The sequence below is a fragment of the Cupriavidus phytorum genome, from assembly GCF_003254285.1.
GTDB lineage: Bacteria > Pseudomonadota > Gammaproteobacteria > Burkholderiales > Burkholderiaceae > Cupriavidus > Cupriavidus phytorum.
The window spans coordinates 393433-411935 of sequence record NZ_QKZN01000005.1; the positions used below are offsets into that span (position 1 = coordinate 393433).

The window sequence follows — 18503 nt, forward strand, 5'->3', positions numbered from 1 at the left end:
CGTAACCGTCGTCCGGTGCAGCATGTCGTGCGTCAGGCGCCGGCAAATTCCGGCAAACGGTTAAAATGCGCGATTGCCTGTTTTGCGCCCGGCGGCCTCGTCGCCGTGACCCGACGGTCCGGCCGCCCCGCGCCTTGCCCCACATTCGGATTCCAACGTGAAAAACCCCTCAGAAGCAACGAACCAGAAAGACCATAGTCCGCGTGTGGGATTCGTTTCCCTTGGCTGCCCGAAAGCGTTGGTCGACTCCGAGCAGATCATCACCCAGCTGCGCGCCGAGGGCTACGCCATCAGCGGCACCTATGACGGCGCCGACCTGGTGGTGGTCAACACCTGCGGCTTTATCGACGAAGCGGTGCAGGAGAGCCTGGACGCGATCGGCGAAGCGTTGACCGAGAACGGCAAGGTCATCGTCACCGGCTGCCTGGGCGCGAAGAAGGATGCCGCTGGCCACGACATCGTGTCGTCGGTGCATCCCAAGGTGCTGGCCGTGACCGGCCCGCACGCGCTGGGCGAGGTGATGCAGGCGGTGCACACGCACCTGCCCAAGCCGCACGACCCGTTCACCGACCTGGTGCCCGCCGCCGGCATCAAGCTCACGCCCAAGCACTACGCCTACCTGAAGATCTCCGAGGGCTGCAACCACCGCTGCTCGTTCTGCATCATCCCGTCGATGCGCGGCGACCTGGTCTCGCGCCCGGTGGCCGAGGTCATGCTGGAGGCCGAGAACCTGTTCAAAGCCGGGGTCAAGGAACTGCTGGTGATCTCGCAGGACACCAGCGCCTACGGTGTCGACGTCAAGTACCGCACCGGATTCTGGAACGGCCGTCCGCTCAAGACCCGCATGACCGAGCTGGTGGCGGCGCTGGGCGAGCTGGCCGCGCAGTACGGCGCCTGGGTGCGCCTGCATTATGTGTACCCGTACCCGCACGTCGACGAGATCATCCCGCTGATGAACAATGGCCACGTGCTGCCGTACCTCGATGTGCCGCTGCAGCATGCTCATCCGGACGTGCTCAAGCGCATGAAGCGCCCGGCCAATGCCGAAAAGACCATGGACCGCATCCGCGCCTGGCGCGAGATCTGTCCGGAACTGACCATCCGCAGCACCTTTATCGCCGGCTTCCCGGGCGAGACCGAGGCCGAGTTCCAGACGCTGCTGGACTTCATTGCCGAGGCCGAGCTGGACCGCGTCGGCTGCTTCGCGTATTCGCCGGTGGAGGGCGCCACCGCCAACGACCTGCCGGGCGCGCTGCCCGATGAAGTGCGCGAGGAACGCCGAGCCCGCTTCATGGAAGTGGCCGAGGCGGTGTCGGCGCGCCGGCTGCAGCGCAAGGTCGGCCAGACCCTGCGCGTGCTGGTCGACGAGGTCAACCAGGATGGCGGCATCGGCCGTTCGTCGGCGGATGCGCCGGAAATCGACGGCCTGGTCTATATCGCGCCGCCGCAACGGACTTCGCAACGCTACCGCGCCGGCGAGTTCGTCGAAGTGAAGATCACCGGCGCCGACGGCCACGACCTGTGGGGCGAGGTCTGAGCTAGTCCCGCCGGACGATGCCGGCACGGCTGCCATTAGGTAAAAGTACGACCGTTCGCTTCGGCTGCGCTGCGGCTATACTGTGCGGTGCAACATAACCTGGATGGAGACAGTCATGACGCGTGAAGTCGTAGTAGTGAGCGGTGTCCGTACCGCGATCGGAACCTTTGGCGGCAGCCTGAAGGACGTGGCCCCGGCCGAGCTGGGCGCGCTGGTGGTGCGCGAGGCGCTGGCCCGTGCGCAGGTGTCGGGTGACGACGTCGGCCACGTGGTGTTCGGCAACGTGATCCAGACCGAGCCGCGCGACATGTACCTGGGCCGCGTCGCCGCCGTCAACGGCGGCGTGTCGATCAACGCCCCGGCGCTGACCGTCAACCGGCTGTGCGGCTCGGGCCTGCAGGCCATCGTCAGCGCCGCGCAGACCATCCTGCTGGGCGATGCCGACGTCGCCATCGGCGGCGGCGCCGAAAGCATGAGCCGCGCCCCGTACCTGGCTCCGGCGGCACGCTGGGGCGCGCGCATGGGCGATGCCGGCCTGGTCGACATGATGCTGGGCGCGCTGCACGACCCGTTCCACCGCATCCACATGGGCGTGACCGCTGAGAACGTCGCCAAGGAATACGAGATCTCGCGCACGCAGCAGGACGAGGCCGCGCTGGAATCGCACCGCCGCGCCTCGGCCGCGATCAAGGCCGGCTACTTCAAGGACCAGATCGTCCCGGTGGTGACCAAGGGCCGCAAGGGCGAAGTCACCTTCGACACCGACGAGCATGTGCGCCATGACGCCACCATGGACGATATGACCAAGCTCAAGCCGGTCTTCGTCAAGGAAAACGGCACCGTCACCGCCGGCAATGCCTCGGGCCTGAACGACGCCGCCGCCGCGGTGGTGATGATGGAGCGCGCCGAGGCCGAGCGCCGCGGCCTGAAGCCGCTGGCGCGCCTGGTGTCCTACGGCCATGCCGGCGTCGATCCCAAGACCATGGGCATCGGCCCGGTGCCGGCGACGAAGATTGCGCTCGAGCGTGCCGGCCTGCAGGTGTCCGACCTGGACGTGATCGAAGCCAACGAGGCCTTTGCCGCGCAGGCGTGCGCGGTCAGCAAGGCGCTTGGCCTGGACCCGGCCAAGGTCAACCCGAACGGCTCGGGCATCTCGCTCGGCCACCCGATCGGCGCCACCGGCGCGCTGATCACGGTCAAGGCGCTGCATGAGCTGAACCGCGTGCAAGGCCGCTACGCACTGGTGACGATGTGCATCGGCGGCGGGCAGGGCATTGCCGCCATCTTCGAACGGATCTGAGGATTGCCTTGCGCGTGGCCCGGCTGACCGACCTTTGCACGACCCTTGGCGCCGCCGCCGTGTTCGCCCTGGCGGGCGCGGCGCAGGCGGCGCCCGCCACCGAGCTGTCGACCGGCCCGGTGAATGGCGCCACCGCTGGCGCTGAAGCGCTGGGCCTGAACCAGGCCATCCGCGACGGCGAGGCCCGCCGTGGCGCGGCGCTGTCGACCGGCGCCGCGCGGCCGCTGGCACCGCGGCCGGAGTATGCGTCACTGCCGGTGTATGTCGGCAAGGTCGGCGACCAGCCGGTGCGCCTGCGCCTGGGCCCCAAGCCCGACGAGCGCGACAGCGTGCGCGGCGAGTACAGCGGCCGCGGCGCCGGCGTGCGCCTGCTGGCCGGCGAGTGGGAGGACGGCGCCTTCCTGATGGAGGAGTCCGACGACGGCACCCGGGTCTCGGGCAACTGGGAAGGCACCATCGACGCCAGCGGCGCCGTGCGCGGCACCTGGACCGATGCCTTCAACCCGGCCATCGTGCTGCCGTTCTTCATCCGCCCGCTCGACATGCTGGTGATTCCCCCGTTCGACATGACGCCCAACAGCGGCGTCACCTACGCGCCGCCGCCGCCAAAGTCGTCGATTTCCGGCTGGTAGGCTTTTTCCGGCGCCACGCGCTGAAGCCTCCCGGTGGCGCGGGCGGCATTTGCTGGTAAGCTCGGAGGCTCATCGCGTCTCATGCCTGACCGTGCCGCACTCTGACGCACTCCGCCGCATTGGCCGGGTGACGCGGCCGCCGGGCAGCCAGCAAGGAAACCGCCGTGTCCGATTCCCCATCCGACAAGCCCGCATCCCATTCTGCATCCCATTACCTGCAGACCGTCGCGGTCCAGCCCGAGCTGGACATCGCCCCCGGCTTTGCCTCGTTCTCCCCGGCCACGCACCGCGGCTCGACCGTGGTGTTCCGCAACCTCGCCGAACTGCGCGCGCATGGCGACGGCGCCACCACCTACTGGCGCTACGGCCTGCATGCCACGCCGACCAGCGAGGCGCTGTGCCAGCACCTGGCGCTGCTCGAGGGCGCACGCCACACGCTGCTGCAGCCGTCGGGGCTGGCAGCGATCTCGCTGGTGTATTTCGCGCTGCTCAAGAGCGGCGACGACGTGCTGGTGCCGCATAACGTCTACGGCCCCAACCGCGACCACGGCGAGTGGCTGGCGCGCGACTTCGGCGTGACCGTGCGCTACTACGATCCCATGGATGCCGCCGCGGTGCCCGCGCTGATCCAGCCCAACACGCGCCTGATCTGGATGGAATCACCCGGCTCGGTGACGATGGAGGTGCCCGACTGCGGCGCCATCGTCGCCGCGGCGCGCGCGCGCGGCGTGCTGACCGCGATCGACAACACCTGGTCGGCCGGCGTCTATTTCCGCCCGTTCGAACTCGGCATCGATATCTCGGTGCAGGCGCTGACCAAGTACCAGTCCGGCGGCAGCGACGTGCTGATGGGCGCGGTGCTGACCTGCGACGACGGCCTGCACGGCCGGCTCAAGCGCGCCCGCATGCTGATGGGCTGGGGCGTGTCCGCCGACGACTGCCACCTGGTGCTGCGCGCGCTGCCGAGCCTGCCGGTGCGGCTGGCCGCGCATGACCGCGCCGCGCGCGAAGTGGCCGAATGGCTGCGCCAGCGGCCGGAGGTGGCGCGCGTGCTGCATCCCGCGCTGCCTGACTGTCCCGGCCATGCCAACTGGCGGCGCGAATTCACCGGCGCCAGCGGGCTGTTCGCCATCGTGCTGCGCGAGCGCTATACGCGCCAGCAGGTCGATGCCTTCGTCGAGGCCCTGCAACTGTTCGCCATCGGTTGGTCGTGGGGCGGCGCGCACAGCCTGGCGGTGCCGTACCACGTGGAGGGCATGCGCCCGGCGGGCAGCTGGCCGCCGGCCGGCTGGCACGATACCGGCGAGCTGGTGCGGCTCTATATCGGCCTGGAAGACACGCGCGACCTGATCGCCGACCTGCGCCAGGCGATCGAGGCCACGCTGGCCGCCTGATCGGTCGGCAATGTCAGGCCGGCTGTCGCAGCGCCAGGTTGAGCTGGTCGACGACTTCGGCCCAGTCGGCGTCGTCGAGCAGTTCGTCGCGCAGCAGGGCTGCCTGCGCTGGCGTCCAGAACGGGGCCTCGGCCAGGTCGAGGGTCTCGGGCAGCGGCGCGTGCTTGCCGATGAAGGCGCGGATGCTGGCTTCGTCGGACGCCAGGCCGAGCTGGTCGAATAGTTCTGAAAACTGGTGGAAGGTCGGTTCCATGATGGTCGGGCTCGCGGTGGTTGACCTCAGGTAGTGTAGGGCAGCCACGAAAACAAAAACGGACGCCGTGGCGTCCGTTTTTGTTTATGGCGGGGGTGCAGCGCGTCAGCGCGTCTCGGTGCCGGACATCGCCTTGGCCCCGGCGGCAGCGCTGGCGGCCGGTTGCGCCAGTCCTGCCCGCGGCATGGCCCAGACCGACTCCGCCGGCCCGCTGCGGGCGCGGCGCGCGGTGGCGCGGGCCAGCGCGACAAAACCCGCCGCCAGCGCGATCGCGCCGAGGTCGAAGCCGGCGATGATCCAGTGCCCGCTGGGGATGCTGTGCAGCAGGTGATCGCCGGTCAGGATCGCGTTCGACAGCGGCACCGTCAGCGCGGCCAGTGCGGCGGCATAGAGCAGCTCCACCGCGGCGCGCACCGGCGCGCGCAGCACTGCCCAGGCGCAGGCCAGGCCGAACGCGATGAAATAGGTCTGGCTGACGGCGCGCTCGGGCCAAAGCAGCGCCGCCGGGAAGCACAGCGCCACGCCGATGCAGCAGCCGATGCAGACGCCCACGGTGGCCTGCGCCAGCAGGCGATGCACGCGCGGCTGCTCGGCCTGGCGCAGCTTGCGCCGCGATTCGATCCACATCAGGTTGCCCGAATAGAACAGGAAGGCACCGGCCAGGCCGGCCAGCAGGTAGACCAGCCGCACCGGCAGCTCGCCGAAAGTGCCGAAATGCAGCGCATACAGCGCGCTGTAGAGGCCATGGTTGCTGTCGCGCGCGCCGGCGGTCTGGTTGGCCGTCAGCTGGCCGGCATTGGGTTCGCCGCTGGCGGCGTGGATGCCGACCGAGCCCAGGTTGCCGAGTGCCTGTGTGCTGGTGCCGCGCACTTCGACCACGGCGTTGGCGTCGCCGTAGCGCTGGAAGCGGAACGACTCCGGCGTGAAGCGCTCGCCGCCGTGTTCGCGCGCAATCTGCATCAGCGTCGCGGTGGGCAGCGTCGGCACCGCACGGCCTGCCGCGGCCACTTCCGGCACCGCGGTGGTGGCGGTCGGCACCGCCTCGAACAGGCGGCCGTCGAAGGTGAGCGTGTTGAACACCATCATCAGCACCAGCGACAGGCAGAACAGCGCGCCGGTGATGGCGAAAACCAGGTGGAAGGGCAGGCTGAACAGGCCCAGCACGTTGTGGGTGTCCATCCAGAAACGCTTGAGGTTGCGCCCCGGACGCACCGCGAACAGGTCCTTCTTCAGCCGCGGCAGGTGCAGCAGCACGCCGGACACCAGCGCCAGCCCGTACAGCACCGAGATCGCGCCCATGAAATAAATGCCGCCGACCGGGATGCCGAGCGAATAGTGCAGGCTGTTCAGGAACGCCGACAGCTCGCCCATGACGTGGTCGCGAGAGGTGTCGCGCTGCATCGCGGCGCTGCCGGCCAGGCGTGCGTCGGTGGTCATCTGCCACTCGCCGGCCTTGTCCTGCCAGTAGGCCGAGATATTGGGCTCGCCCTCCGACGGCATGATCACGTAGGCACTGGCCGCGGCTTCGGGATGGATCGCGACCAGCTTCTGCATGAAGCGGTCGACCGCGGCCGGGTCGGCCTTGGCCTCGACCGTCGCGCTGCCCTTGAGCCGCGTGGGCGACTGCCACACATGCAACTCGTGGTGGAACACGGTGATGGCCCCGGCAAAGAAGGCGATAAACAGGGCCCAGCCGGCCATCAGGCCGACCCAGGTGTGCAGCGTCTGGTACAGGCGCAGGGTTGCGGTTTTCATGATGGCAGTCTCAGGGAGTGGGCAGGGTGGCCAGTGCCGCCGGCGCCAGGCCGGCCAGGCGCAGCGCCCACAGCGCGCCGAAGCCGAGCAGGTTGGCGCCGCCCAGCCACAGCCACGCGCTGCGGCTGGAACGGAACAGCAGGCTGGCGCTGATGATCGCGACCCACACCGGCAGGCAGGCTGCCACCGCCGCGACGATGCCGGTTTGCCAGCCGCCCGGCAGGGCCAGGATCGCCAGCGTGCACAGCACCAGCGCCAGCGGCAGGCCAAGCAGTGCGCCGGCCAGCCACTTGGTGCCGATTCCGGATGCGTCCGCGCTCATGCCCGCTGCTCCCGTTCGCCTTGGCGCCTGCGCGCCGCATAGGTGCCGATGAACGGCCACACCGACAGCGCGCACGGCACCGTGACCAGGCTGGCGGCGATCGCGACCGGCCAGCCGTCGGTCAGGCTCCACAACCAGGTGCTGGCGCAGGTCAAGGCCAGCCCCAGCCAGCCGGCCAGCCGCGGGCGGGAGAGGGTGCCCGGCGACAGCAACACCTGGTTGGGCGCGGCCAGGTACAGGCACGCGGCCGCAGCCAGGCCAAGAAGGACGGCCAGAACTTGCATGGGGCAATGTCAGATCAACGAAACATTAATAATAATGATTCGCATTTGTACGCGCAAGCGCCAGGTCGAGAATGAGCGACCTGTGGGAACTTCACTGCACGTGGAAGGGCACGCGCGGCGACGGCGCGCGACTGGCGTCCGCGCGCTGCGGACGCTTCAGCAGGCGAGGTGCCTGGCGCGGATCAGTGCGGGAACAGCGCGAGCAGGCCGTCGAGCCCGACGTGGTTGAACGCGACGCTGGCCTGCGCGCGCACCACCGGCTTGGCGCGGAACGCCACCGACAGTCCGGCCACGGCCATCATCTTCAGGTCGTTCGAGCCATCGCCCATGACGATGGCCTGGTCCGGCGTGGCGCCGATCTGCGCGCAGATCTCCTGCACGGTGCGGGCCTTGACGTCGGCGTTGACGATCTCGCCGACGACGTTGCCGGTCAGCTTGCCGTCGACGATCTCGAGCGTGTTGGCGCGGGTGAAATCGAGCTGCAGCCGCGGCTTGAGCTGATCGGTGAAGTGCACGAACCCGCCGGACACCAGCAGCGTCTTCAGGCCCAGCGCGCGCACGGTTTCCAGCATGCGCTCCGCGCCCGGCGACAGCCGCAGGCGCTCGGCATAGACGCGCTCCAGCACGGCGGCGTCCAGCCCCTTGAGCAGCGCCACGCGGCGGCGCAGGCTTTCGTTGAAGTCGGTGATCTCGCCGCGCATGGCGGCTTCGGTGATGGCGGAGACCTCGGCCTTGAGGCCGCAGAAGTCGGCGATCTCGTCGATGCACTCGATCGTGATCAGGGTCGAGTCCATGTCCATCGCCACCAGGCGGAAGTCGGACAGCTTGCGCCCGGTCGGCACCACCGCCCAGTCGATCGCGCGCGGGCCGCAGAAGTCGTCGAGCGCGTCGCGCAGTGCCGGTGTCAGCGGCGCGCAGTCCTCGGCCACGGCCACGGTGTCGCTGCGCGGCACCAGCGCGGAAGCGCGGGCCAGGGTGCGGGCGGTGTCGAGGTCGGCGGGGGCAAGCGGGGCGAGGCTCTGCAGGATCAGGGGCATGACGGACGGGAATCGTGCGCTTGCCGCGGTTGCGGCAAGGCGGGGGATGCAAGGCGGCAAAAGCGCTATTGTAGCCCCCGCGGCGCCCGCGGGCGAAGCGCTCAGCGCTGCGCCATCACCATGTAGTCCACGGTCAGGCTGGACAGCGCGCGCACGCCGTTGATCAGCGCCGGCTCGTCCACATAGAACTCCGGCGAGTGATTCGACGGCGCCTTGGTGACGTCCTGCCCCTTGGGCGTCACGCCGAGATTGAAGAACAAGCCCGGCACCTTCTCCTGGTAGAACGAAAAGTCCTCTGACGCGGTGGCCTTGGGCGTGATCATCCAGTTGCCATCGCCGGCAACGCGCTGCAGCGTGGGCGCCATCTTCTCGGTCAGCGCCGGCTGGTTGATGGTGGCGTTGTACAGTTCGACCACGCGGAAATTCGCCTCGGCCCCGGCGCTGGAGGCGATGGCCTCGGTGGTGCGCTTCATGCGGGCATGGATGTCCTTCTTCATGCCTTCGTCATAGGTGCGGATGGTGCCCATCATCTCGACCTTTTCCGGCACGATATTCATGCGGTTGCCGCCGTGGAAGGTGCCCACGGTGATCACCGACGGCTCCAGCATGGCATTGACCTGGCGGCTCTGTATGGTCTGCAGGCCCATCACGATCTGCGACGCCACCACGATCGGGTCGATCCCGCCCCACGGCCGCGCGCCGTGCGTCTGGCGGCCCTTGACGTCGATCCAGAACTGGTCGGCCGCCGCCATCGACGCACCGCTGCGCCAGCCCAGCTTGCCCGACTCGATGCCGCTGGTGACGTGCAGGCCGAAGATCGCGTCGACCTTGGGATGGTCCAGCACGCCCTCGGCCACCATCTGCTTGGCGCCCCACATGTTCGAGCCGTTGGGCTCGAAGTCGGCCGGGCTTTCCTCGGCCGGCTGGAAGATGAACTTGACCGTGCCGGGCAGCTGGTCCTTCATGCCGGCCAGCACCTCGGCAGTGGCCATCAGGATCGCCACGTGGGTGTCATGGCCGCAGGCGTGCATCACGTCGACTTCCTTGCCCAGGTACTGGCCCTTGGCCTTCGACGCGAACGGCACGTCGACGCGCTCCTTCACCGGCAGCGCGTCCATGTCGGCGCGCAGCGCCACCACCGGGCCCGGCTTGCCGCCCTTGAGCACGCCGACCACGCCGGTCTTGGCCACACCGGTCTTCACCTCCATGCCGAGCTTGCGCAGGTGGTCCGCCACCAGCTTTGCGGTGCGGGTCTCGTAGTTGCCCAGTTCGGGATGCTGGTGGATATCGCGGCGCCAGGCGATCAGCTGCTTTTCGACCGCCTTGGCGCGGGTTTCGATCTGGGCATGCAGCGCATCGGCGCCGGCAGGTGCGGCCGGCGCCTGCGCCTGCACGCCGTGGCACAGCAGGCTGGCGGCCAGGGCCAGGCCGGCGACGGCGAAGCGGGTGGTGGAACGGGATGCGGTGCGACGTGCGGCCATGCAGGATCTCCTTCGTTGTTGTTGGTTTGGTGCTGGCGGTGTAATTGGCGCGCTGCGAAAAGCAATGCGCCAACGGAAGCGGAGTGGGGTCTCCCCTCTCCCTTTGGGAGAGGGGCGGGGGAGAGGGCAGGCGCATCTCGATGCGATGCGCGCAACTTTGTGGAAACGCCGGCCCTCTCCCCCATCCCCTCTCCCGCAAGCGGGCGAGGGGAGCAAGGTTTCGATACGCCGGCAGTCAGCTCACGCGCAGGCTGTCCACCACCTTGTGCAGGAACGCCTCGCACGCGGCCAGCTGCTCCAGCGCAACGAACTCGTCCGGCTTGTGCGCCTGCTGGATATCGCCGGGCCCACATACCACCGCCGGAATGCCCGCGCGCTGGAACAGGCCGGCCTCGGTGCCGTAGGCCACCTTGTTGGTGTCGCGGTCCGCGGTCAGCGCGCGCACCAGTTGCGTGATGGCTTCCTGCTCGGCCACGTCGAGCGACGGCGCGGCGGCGATCTTGCTCAGCGTCAGGTCGGCATCGGCATGTTCGGCGCGCATCTTCGGCAGCAGCACGTCATTGGCATAGGCCTGGATGCGCGCGTAGATCGCTTCCGGATCGACGCCCGGCAGGTTGCGGAACTCGAACACGAATTCGCACAGCGCCGGGATCGTGTTGAGCGCAATGCCGCCCTGGATGGTGCCGGTCTGCGCGGTGGTGTAGGGCACGTCGAAGGCCTGGTCGTAGGGGCCGTTGGCCTTGAACTCGTCGGCGATGTCGCGGATGAAACAGATCAGCCGCGCCGCGTATTCAATGGCATTGACGCCGCGCGGCGTCAGCGACGAATGCGCGGCCTGGCCGCGCACGCAGCAGCGGTAGGCGTTGATGCCCTTGTGCGCGACGATCACGCGCATGCTGGTGGGCTCGCCGACGATGCAGCCGCCGGGGGTCACGCCGCGCTCGCGCAGCTCGGCCAGCAGGTAGGGCGCGCCCATGCAGCCGATCTCTTCGTCAAACGACAGCGCGTAGTGCACCGGCTCGCGCAGCCGGGCGTCGAGGATGGCGGGCAGCAGCGACAGGCTGGTGCCGATAAAGCCCTTCATGTCGCAGGTGCCGCGGCCGTACAGCTTGCCGTCGCGCACCACCGGCTTGAACGGGTCGGTGGTCCAGGCCTGCCCGTCCACCGGCACCACGTCGGTATGGCCGGACAGCACGATGCCGCCGTTGGTGGCGCCGTTGGCCGCGGGCACGGTGACGAACAGGTTGGCCTTGTCGCGCTGCGGGTTGTAGCTCAGATGCGGCTTCAACCCCTTGGCCAGGAAATGGTCGCGCACCGACTCGATCAGTCCCAGGTTGGAATTGCGGCTGGTGGTGTCGTAGGCCACCAGCCGCTGGGTCCATTCCAGCGCGCTGCCGCGCGCGGCGGTTTCAGGGACAGGCTGGCGGGAAGGTCCGGCGGGGGCGGCTTGGATCGGCATGGGGCGGTATCGCTAACTTGTTAAGGAATCGATGCTACACCCGGCCGCGCGCCGCGTCCATGCGCGATCGGCATCGGGTCTACGCCAGTTGCCGCAGCGTATGCTTGATGGTCTGCGCGCGCACCGCCACGTCCGGCATCTTCGCCTCGATGCGCAGCTTGTCCTGTCCCGCCAGCTTGATATGCCGGTTCTTCTGCACCAGGTCGATGATGCGCATCGCGTCGATCGGCGGGTTGGGCACGAACTGCACGCTGATGGTGGCTTCGCCGGCGTCGATCTTGCGCACGCCCAGCGGCGCCGCGGCGATGCGCAGCCGGTGGGTCTCGACCAGCGCCTGCGCCTGCGCCGGCAGCCGGCCGAAGCGGTCGACCAGCTCTTCCTGGATATCGTCGACGCGCTCCGGGGTCTCGCAGTTGGCCAGCCGCTTGTACAGCGACAGGCGCTCGTGCACGTCGGCGCAGTAGTCGTTGGGCAGCAGCGCCGGGGTGCCCAGGTTGATCTCGGTGGTGGCGGCCAGCGGCGCCATCAGGTCGGGCTCCTTGCCGGCCTTCAGGGCCTTGACCGCGTGGTTGAGCATGTCGGTGTAGAGCTGGAAGCCGATCTCGTGGATCTCGCCCGACTGCTTGTCGCCCAGCACCTCGCCGGCGCCGCGGATTTCCAGGTCGTGCATGGCCAGGTAGAAGCCCGAGCCCAGTTCCTCCATCTGCTGGATCGCCTCGAGCCGGCGCTGCGCCTGCTTGGTCAGGCCGTCGACATCATGCACCAGCAGGTAGGCATAGGCCTGGTGGTGCGAGCGCCCGACGCGGCCGCGCAGCTGGTGCAGCTGCGCCAGCCCGAACTTGTCGGCGCGGTGGATCAGGATGGTGTTGGCGGTCGGCACGTCGATGCCGGTCTCGATGATGGTGGTGCACAGCAGGATGTTGTCGCGGCGCGAGACGAAGTCGCGCATCACGCGCTCCAGCTCGCGCTCGTGCATCTGGCCGTGCGCCACCGCGATGCGCGCCTCGGGCACCAGCTCGGCCAGCCTGGCGCGCTTGTTCTCGATGGTCTCGACCTCGTTGTGCAGGAAGTACACCTGGCCGCCGCGCTTGAGCTCGCGCAGGATGGCCTCGCGGATCACGCCGTCTTCCTCGCGCCGCACGAAGGTCTTGATCGCCAGCCGCTTCTGCGGCGCGGTGGCGATTACCGAGAAATCGCGCAGGCCTTCCAGCGCCATGCCCAGCGTGCGCGGGATCGGCGTGGCGGTCAGCGTCAGCACGTCGACCTCGGCGCGCAGCGACTTCAGCGCTTCCTTCTGGCGCACGCCGAAGCGGTGTTCCTCGTCGATGATGACCAGGCCCAGGCGCTGGAACCTGACCTGGTCGGACAGGATCTTGTGGGTGCCGATGACGATGTCGACGCTGCCCTCGTTGATCTGCTTGATGGCCGCGTCGATCTCCTTCTTGGTCTTGAAGCGCGACAACTCGACGATGCGCACCGGCCATTCGGCGAAGCGGTCGGATAGCGTCTGGAAATGCTGCTCGGCCAGCAGCGTGGTCGGCGCCAGCATCGCCACCTGCTTGCCGCCCAGCACCGCGACGAAGGCCGCGCGCAGCGCCACCTCGGTCTTGCCGAAGCCGACATCGCCGCACACCAGCCGGTCCATCGGCTTGCCCGAGGTCATGTCGGCGATCACCGCGGCGATGGCGGCGGCCTGGTCCGGGGTTTCCTCGAAGCCGAAGCTCTCGGCGAAAGTCTCGTAGTCCTTCGGCGACAGCGGGAAGGCGAAGCCCTCGCGCGCGGCACGGCGCGCGTACAGGTTGAGCAGTTCGGCGGCGGTGTCGCGGATCTGCTGCGCGGCCTTGCGCTTGGCCTTGTCCCACTGGCCGGAGCCCAGGTGGTGCAGCGGCGCGGTATCGGGATCGGCGCCCGAATAGCGCGAGATCACATGCAGCTGGTGCACCGGTACGTAGAGCTTGCTGCCCTTGTCGTAGTCCAGATGCAGGAATTCCTCGTCGCCCTGGCCCATGTCGAGCGTCACCAGGCCCTGGTAGCGGCCGATGCCGTGCTCGCTGTGCACCACCGGGTCGCCGATCTTCAGCTCGGCCAGGTCGCGCACCATCGAGTCGACCGCGGAAGCCTGCTCCTGCTTGCGGCGGCCGGTGCGGCGCGCGGTGCCGGCGTACAGCTCGGCTTCGGTGACGAAGGCCAGCCGCGCCTGCGGCAGCGCGAAGCCGCTCTGCAGCGGCGCCACCGCGATCGAGAAATGCGCGTCGCCGGCGAGGAACGCGGCAAAGTCTTCGACCGGATGCGGACGCAGGCCGCTTTCGGCAAAGAGCTGCAGCAGCGTCTCGCGCCGCCCGGCGGAGTCGGCGCACATCAGCACGCGGGTCTGCTTGTCGAGCAGCAGCGACTCCAGGTTGACCAGCGGGTCTTCGGCGCGGCGGTTGACCGCGACGTCGGGCAGGATGCCCGAGAATGCCGGCTGCTCCGCGCCGGCTTCTCCCTGCAGCACCAGCCGCGCCATCGGCTTGGCGGCGACGAAGAACTGCTCCTCGGACAGGAACAGGTCCGCCGGCGGCAGCAACGGGCGCTCGCGGTCGTGGCGCATGAAGTTGTAGCGCTGGGTGGTGTCGGCCCAGAAGCGGCGGATGGCCTCGTCGATGTTGCCGGCGAACACCAGCTGGGTGTCGGCGGGCAGGTAGTCGAACACGGTGGCGCTGTGCTCGAAGAACAGCGGCAGGTAATACTCGATGCCGGCCGACGGCACGCCGTTGCCGATGTCCTTGTAGATCGGCGACTTGGTCGGGTCGCCTTCGAAGACTTCGCGCCAGCGGCCGCGGAAGGCGGTGCGCGCGGCTTCGTCGAGCGGGAACTCGCGCCCCGGCAGCAGCCGCACTTCCTTGACCGGATACAGGCTGCGCTGGGTGTCCGGATCGAAGGCGCGGATGGTCTCGATCTCGTCGCCGAACAGGTCGATGCGGTATGGCAGCGCCGAGCCCATCGGGTACAGGTCGATCAGGCCGCCGCGCACGCTGTATTCGCCCGGCCGCATCACCGCGCTAACATGCTCGTAGCCCGCCAGCGTGAACTGCGCCTTGAGCGCGGCCTCGTCGAGCCGCTCGCCCTGCTTGAAGAAGAAGGTGTAGGCGGCCAGGAAGGCCGGTGGCGCGAGCCGGTACAGCGCGGTGGTGGCGGGCACCAGCATCACGTCGCACTGGCCGGTCTGGATGTCGTGCAGCGTCGCCAGCCGTTCGGAGACCAGGTCCTGGTGCGGCGAGAAGCTGTCGTAGGGCAGGGTTTCCCAGTCGGGCAGCAGGCGCACGCGCAGCTCCGGCGCGAACCACGGGATTTCCTCGGCCAGGCGCTGCGCATCGACGGCATGCGAGCACACCACCGCCAGCATCGGCGCGCGCTCGCGGTGCTGGCGCGCGTACGCGGCCACCGCCAGCGCATCGGCCGAGCCGCGCAGGCCGGCCACGCTGTGGCGCAGCCCCGGCTTGACCAGCGGCAGGTTGACAAAGGGAAAGGCGGGCGTGGCGTCAGGCATGTCGGCAGGGGCGTTCAAAAACGACGACGCCCCGCCGGCATCGCGGGCGGGGGTCGGAACCGGGACTTCAGGTGCCGGAGCGCCTGCCAGGCATGGTGGCACGGCATGGCGACGGGCAAGGGCCGTATTATAGAATGCGCACCGGTTGTCCCGCTGCCGCCCCGTGGTGCCGCACCATCGGCCGGGCCGGCGGGCAGTCCGCGCTTCTTTTCACTCCACGCCGATCCTGTGTCCGCTCGCCGCTTTGCCCTGATTCCCTGTGCCGGTACCGGCAGCCGCGCCGGCGGCACCGTGCCCAAGCAATACCAGACCGTGGCCGGCCGGCCGATGATCTGGTACGCGCTGGCGGCGTTCTCGGCGTGCGACGCCATCAATGCCACCGCGCTGGTGCTGGCACCCGACGACATGCCGCTGGAATCGCGCTTCGGCGCGGCCGCGTTCGCCGGGCTGCGCTTCGATACCGCCTTTGTCGGCGGCGACAGCCGCCATGCGTCGGTGCTGGCCGGCCTGCACCACCTGGCGCAGCTGGGCGCGACCGACGCCGACTGGGTGCTGGTGCACGATGCCGCGCGCCCGGGCCTGACCCCGGCGATGGTCCACGCGCTGGTGCGCGCGGTCGAAAGCGACGGCGACGACGACCCGGACGCCGCCATCGGCGGCATCCTGGCGGTGCCGGTGCCCGATACGCTCAAGCGCGCCCAGGACGATGCCCGCATCGGTGCCACGGTGCCGCGCGAAGGGCTGTGGCAGGCGCAGACGCCGCAGATGTTCCGCCTGGGCGTGCTGCGTCAGGCGCTGCAGGACGCCATGGCGGCCGGCGCGGTGGTGACCGACGAGGCCAGCGCGATCGAGCGCCTGGGCCTGCATCCGCGGCTGGTCAACGGCTCGCTGCGCAATTTCAAGGTGACCTACCCGGAGGACTTCGCGCTCGCCGAAGTGCTGCTGGGCAGCCACGCCAAAGGAGCATGACCGCATGATGCCTTTCGATATCCGGGTGGGACAGGGCTATGACGTCCACGCGCTGGTGCCCGGCCGCAAGCTGATCCTGGGCGGGGTCGAGATCCCGCACGACCGTGGCCTGCTGGGCCATTCCGATGCGGATGCGCTGCTGCACGCAGTCACCGACGCGCTCTTCGGCGCCGCCGCGCTGGGCGATATCGGCCGCCATTTCCCCGACACCGACGCGCAGTTCGCCGGTGCCGACAGCCGCGCGCTGTTGCGCGAGGCGGCGCGCCGCGTGCGCGAGGCCGGCTATGAGATCGGCAACGTCGATGCCACGGTGATCGCGCAGGCGCCCAAGCTGGCGCCGCATATCGGCGCCATGGTGGCCAACCTGGCCGAAGACCTGGCGATCGCGCGCGGGCGCTGCAACGTCAAGGCCAAGACCAACGAAAAGCTGGGCTTCGAGGGGCGCCAGGAGGGTATCGTGGCGCAGGCCGCGGTGTTGCTCTGGCGCGCCTCGCTGGCGGACGCGCAGGACTGAGCTCAGGGGCGCGGCGCGTCGGGCGCCGTGTCTTCTGGCGGGATGGCGTAGGTGTAGTCGATCAGCCGCGCCATCGCGCCGCTGCGCGCGCCGGCCTCGGTGCGCTTGGTGAATCCCATCTGCTGGCACAGCCGGTTGGCCGATGCCATTTCCGGCATGGTGCGCACCACCAGCGTCGACGCGCCGATATCGCGCGCGCGCTGGATGCAGATCTGCATCAGCGTGCGCCCCAGCCCCAGGCCGCGCGCCTGCGGGCTCACCGATAGCAGCCGCGCCTCGGGCTGGGTCAGGGTGATGGTGCTGCCGTCCAGCGCCGGCAGCGTCGCGCCCGGGTGGCAGAACAGCACCGCGCCCATGATGCCGTGATCGGTCTCCGCCACCCACCATTCCATGTCCGGGTGGCTGGTCGCCAGCACGGCCTGCATGCCGCGCTGGAACGAGGCGCGGCAATCTTCCATGATGGCCAGTTCATATTGCCCGTAGGCCTGTTGCGTGACGGCGGCGATATCGCCCCAGTCATGCACCGCCGCCAGGCGGTAGTGGAAGCGTGGGGAAGTCGGCGAAGGCAGGGTCATGGCAGGCTGAAAGTGCGGTTCCTGCCTGGATTGTAGGCGGATCGCCGCGCCCGCGCAGGATGCGGCCATGACGGTTGCAAGATGGGAACAGCCGGCAGGTTCCGATGGGAAGCTGCCGGCTGTTGTGCTACGGCGCCCGTTGCCGGGCCGCCAGGGAGGGCGCGGGGACGCGCGGATGCCTTACTGCGCCGCGATCACGTTGGCCGCGGCCACGATCACCGCGGCAATGCGGCCGACGTCGCGCAGCTGCTGCGCGGTCATGCCCTGTTCGTTCTTCAGCAGCTGGTAGTGCGACTTCACGCAGAAGTGGCACTTGCCCACGATCGATGCGGCCAGTGCGTACATCTCGAAGCGGCGCTTGTCCACGCCGCCATGGGTAGCGTAGGCGTTCATGCGCAGCCCGGCCGGCTGGCTGGCCAGGTCCGGATCGTCGGCCATCTCGACATACGGGTACCAGGTGTTGTTCATGCCCATCAGCGCGGCCGCGGTCAGCGCGCCGTTGGTTTCCTCGGGCGACAGCACGCCGGCATTGCGGATGGCGTCCACCAGCACCTTGCTCTGCGCCGCGAATGCCGCCGCCAGCGCCACGCCGACCGCATCGTTGCCTTCCAGCGAGGAACGGGCGATGGTGCCGTCGACGTTCAGGCGGATGTCCTTGGCGTAGTCGGGGATGAGGTTCTTAATCGTGCTGAGGAATTCCATTTATTTCTCCTATCGATCAGGGCTCAAAAAACCCGCGCAAGCGGGTTTCGATGCGGAGGGCGGGGCCCTCCGCGGATCGCCAAGGCGTCTGGCGACGGTCAGAAATTACAGCGTGGCGCCACCAACGGCACGGTTGCACGGGCACAGCTCGTCGGTCTGCAGGCCGTCCAGGATACGCAGGACTTCGTCCGGGTTGCGGCCGACGTTCAGGTTGTTCACAGAAACGTGCTGGATGGTGTTTTCCGGGTCGACGATGAAGGTCGCGCGCAGAGCCACGCCGGCAGCGTGGTCACGCACGCCCAGCTGGTCGATCAGCGAACCGGTCACGTCGGCGAATTGCCACTGGTTCAACTTGTTCAGGTCCTTGTGTTCGCGGCGCCATGCCAGCTTGACGAACTCGTTGTCGGTCGAGCCGCCCAGCACGATCGCATCGCGGTCGGCGAAGTCGCCGTTCAGCTTGGCGAAGGCCACGATTTCGGTCGGGCACACGAAGGTGAAGTCCTTCGGGTAGAAGTAGATGATCTTCCACTTGCCTTCGAACGACTTCTCAGTGATGTCTTCGAAAGCCGACTGGCCGTTCTCTTCGTGATTGTTGAAACCCGGCTTGACACCGACGACGTGGAAGGCTTCGAGCTTGTCACCAACGGTCTTCATAGACTTCTCCTGATACGGTTGCAATGAGAGCGGTGCCGCTGCCGCGTGCCCCGGCGTGGGACCGGTGATACGGCTGCTGCGGCGGCGTACCGCGACAAAACGTGAT

The 18503-nt window shown here is 68.8% G+C and carries 17 protein-coding genes; 6 read left to right on the top strand and 11 right to left on the bottom strand.

The features are described 5' to 3' along the window. Positions 1-157: 157 nt before the first annotated feature. The 4 genes from rimO (at position 158) to C7416_RS16030 (ending at position 4863) form a co-directional block, all read left to right on the top strand. Entirely contained in the window at positions 158-1537 is a 1380-nt protein-coding gene (gene rimO, locus C7416_RS16015; protein WP_111519812.1) for a 30S ribosomal protein S12 methylthiotransferase RimO, read from the top strand. 115 nt (positions 1538-1652) lie between these two features. Continuing rightward, positions 1653-2837, top strand: coding sequence for a beta-ketothiolase BktB (gene bktB / locus C7416_RS16020; protein ID WP_111519813.1), 1185 nt, complete (start codon positions 1653-1655; stop codon positions 2835-2837). Between the two features lie 8 nt (positions 2838-2845). Next, positions 2846-3469 carry a hypothetical protein gene (locus C7416_RS16025; RefSeq protein WP_111519814.1) on the top strand — a complete coding sequence of 208 codons (624 nt, stop codon included), beginning with the start codon at positions 2846-2848 and terminating at the stop codon, positions 3467-3469. A gap of 164 nt (positions 3470-3633) precedes the next feature. Next, positions 3634-4863, top strand: coding sequence for a cystathionine beta-lyase (locus tag C7416_RS16030; protein ID WP_111519815.1), 1230 nt, complete (start codon positions 3634-3636; stop codon positions 4861-4863). A 13-nt stretch (positions 4864-4876) separates the two neighbouring features. Here the strand turns inward: C7416_RS16030 and C7416_RS16035 are convergent, their stop codons facing one another. The 8 genes from C7416_RS16035 to mfd all read right to left on the bottom strand — a co-directional run bounded on the left by C7416_RS16035 (position 4877) and on the right by mfd (position 14983). Beyond that, positions 4877-5116 carry a DUF2789 domain-containing protein gene (locus C7416_RS16035; protein WP_111519816.1) on the bottom strand — a complete coding sequence of 80 codons (240 nt, stop codon included), beginning with the start codon at positions 5114-5116 and terminating at the stop codon, positions 4877-4879. Positions 5117-5221: 105 nt separating this feature from the next. Beyond that, complete coding sequence (locus C7416_RS16040) at positions 5222-6871, bottom strand: PepSY-associated TM helix domain-containing protein (RefSeq protein WP_111519817.1); 1650 nt, start codon at positions 6869-6871, stop codon at positions 5222-5224. A gap of 10 nt (positions 6872-6881) precedes the next feature. Continuing rightward, positions 6882-7193, bottom strand: coding sequence for a hypothetical protein (locus tag C7416_RS16045; protein WP_111519818.1), 312 nt, complete (start codon positions 7191-7193; stop codon positions 6882-6884). Beyond that, positions 7190-7477, bottom strand: a complete 288-nt coding sequence (locus C7416_RS16050) for a hypothetical protein (RefSeq protein WP_111519819.1) — start codon at positions 7475-7477, stop codon at positions 7190-7192. Before C7416_RS16050 ends, C7416_RS16045 begins: the two co-directional genes overlap by 4 nt. 182 nt (positions 7478-7659) lie before the next feature. Continuing rightward, a complete protein-coding gene (gene serB, locus C7416_RS16055; protein WP_111519820.1) occupies positions 7660-8514 on the bottom strand; it encodes a phosphoserine phosphatase SerB in 855 nt (284 codons plus the stop codon). A gap of 101 nt (positions 8515-8615) precedes the next feature. Then, positions 8616-9995, bottom strand: a complete 1380-nt coding sequence (locus tag C7416_RS16060) for an amidohydrolase (protein WP_111519821.1) — start codon at positions 9993-9995, stop codon at positions 8616-8618. A gap of 235 nt (positions 9996-10230) precedes the next feature. Next, positions 10231-11454 carry an acetylornithine deacetylase gene (gene argE / locus C7416_RS16065; protein WP_111519822.1) on the bottom strand — a complete coding sequence of 408 codons (1224 nt, stop codon included), beginning with the start codon at positions 11452-11454 and terminating at the stop codon, positions 10231-10233. 79 nt (positions 11455-11533) lie between these two features. Further along, positions 11534-14983 (bottom strand): transcription-repair coupling factor, encoded by a 3450-nt coding sequence (gene mfd, locus C7416_RS16070; protein ID WP_111519823.1) that lies wholly within the window; start codon positions 14981-14983, stop codon positions 11534-11536. A gap of 228 nt (positions 14984-15211) precedes the next feature. Between mfd and ispD the strand changes: the two genes are divergently transcribed. Together ispD and ispF are read left to right on the top strand one after the other, a co-directional pair. Then, on the top strand, positions 15212-15952 hold the full coding sequence (gene ispD, locus C7416_RS16075; RefSeq protein ID WP_026163977.1) for a 2-C-methyl-D-erythritol 4-phosphate cytidylyltransferase: 741 nt from the start codon (positions 15212-15214) through the stop codon (positions 15950-15952). A gap of 4 nt (positions 15953-15956) precedes the next feature. Beyond that, complete coding sequence (ispF, locus tag C7416_RS16080; RefSeq protein ID WP_111519825.1) at positions 15957-16466, top strand: 2-C-methyl-D-erythritol 2,4-cyclodiphosphate synthase; 510 nt, start codon at positions 15957-15959, stop codon at positions 16464-16466. A 2-nt stretch (positions 16467-16468) separates the two neighbouring features. Here ispF and C7416_RS16085 read toward each other — a convergent pair whose 3' ends face one another. The 3 genes from C7416_RS16085 to C7416_RS16095 all read right to left on the bottom strand — a co-directional run bounded on the left by C7416_RS16085 (position 16469) and on the right by C7416_RS16095 (position 18397). Next, positions 16469-17041, bottom strand: coding sequence for a GNAT family N-acetyltransferase (locus C7416_RS16085; RefSeq protein ID WP_062799008.1), 573 nt, complete (start codon positions 17039-17041; stop codon positions 16469-16471). Between the two features lie 180 nt (positions 17042-17221). Then, the gene (locus C7416_RS16090) at positions 17222-17743 is read right to left on the bottom strand and encodes a carboxymuconolactone decarboxylase family protein (protein ID WP_010810111.1); all 522 of its coding nucleotides are present in this window, start codon (positions 17741-17743) and stop codon (positions 17222-17224) included. A gap of 105 nt (positions 17744-17848) precedes the next feature. Then, entirely contained in the window at positions 17849-18397 is a 549-nt protein-coding gene (locus C7416_RS16095) for a peroxiredoxin (protein ID WP_092317241.1), read from the bottom strand. Positions 18398-18503 lie beyond the last annotated feature (106 nt).

Bases quoted from the DNA above. Each gene is read 5' to 3' on its own strand.
- C7416_RS16095 (WP_092317241.1), bottom strand. From the start codon at position 18,397: ATGAAGACCGTTGGTGACAAGCTCGAAGCCTTCCACGTCGTCGGTGTC.
- C7416_RS16090 (WP_010810111.1), bottom strand. From the start codon at position 17,743: ATGGAATTCCTCAGCACGATTAAGAACCTCATCCCCGACTACGCCAAG.
- mfd (WP_111519823.1), bottom strand. From the start codon at position 14,983: ATGCCTGACGCCACGCCCGCCTTTCCCTTTGTCAACCTGCCGCTGGTC.
- C7416_RS16085 (WP_062799008.1), bottom strand. From the start codon at position 17,041: ATGACCCTGCCTTCGCCGACTTCCCCACGCTTCCACTACCGCCTGGCG.
- C7416_RS16035 (WP_111519816.1), bottom strand. From the start codon at position 5,116: ATGGAACCGACCTTCCACCAGTTTTCAGAACTATTCGACCAGCTCGGC.
- C7416_RS16060 (WP_111519821.1), bottom strand. From the start codon at position 9,995: ATGGCCGCACGTCGCACCGCATCCCGTTCCACCACCCGCTTCGCCGTC.
- C7416_RS16045 (WP_111519818.1), bottom strand. From the start codon at position 7,193: ATGAGCGCGGACGCATCCGGAATCGGCACCAAGTGGCTGGCCGGCGCA.
- C7416_RS16040 (WP_111519817.1), bottom strand. From the start codon at position 6,871: ATGAAAACCGCAACCCTGCGCCTGTACCAGACGCTGCACACCTGGGTC.
- ispF (WP_111519825.1), top strand. From the start codon at position 15,957: ATGATGCCTTTCGATATCCGGGTGGGACAGGGCTATGACGTCCACGCG.
- argE (WP_111519822.1), bottom strand. From the start codon at position 11,454: ATGCCGATCCAAGCCGCCCCCGCCGGACCTTCCCGCCAGCCTGTCCCT.
- bktB (WP_111519813.1), top strand. From the start codon at position 1,653: ATGACGCGTGAAGTCGTAGTAGTGAGCGGTGTCCGTACCGCGATCGGA.
- C7416_RS16050 (WP_111519819.1), bottom strand. From the start codon at position 7,477: ATGCAAGTTCTGGCCGTCCTTCTTGGCCTGGCTGCGGCCGCGTGCCTG.
- serB (WP_111519820.1), bottom strand. From the start codon at position 8,514: ATGCCCCTGATCCTGCAGAGCCTCGCCCCGCTTGCCCCCGCCGACCTC.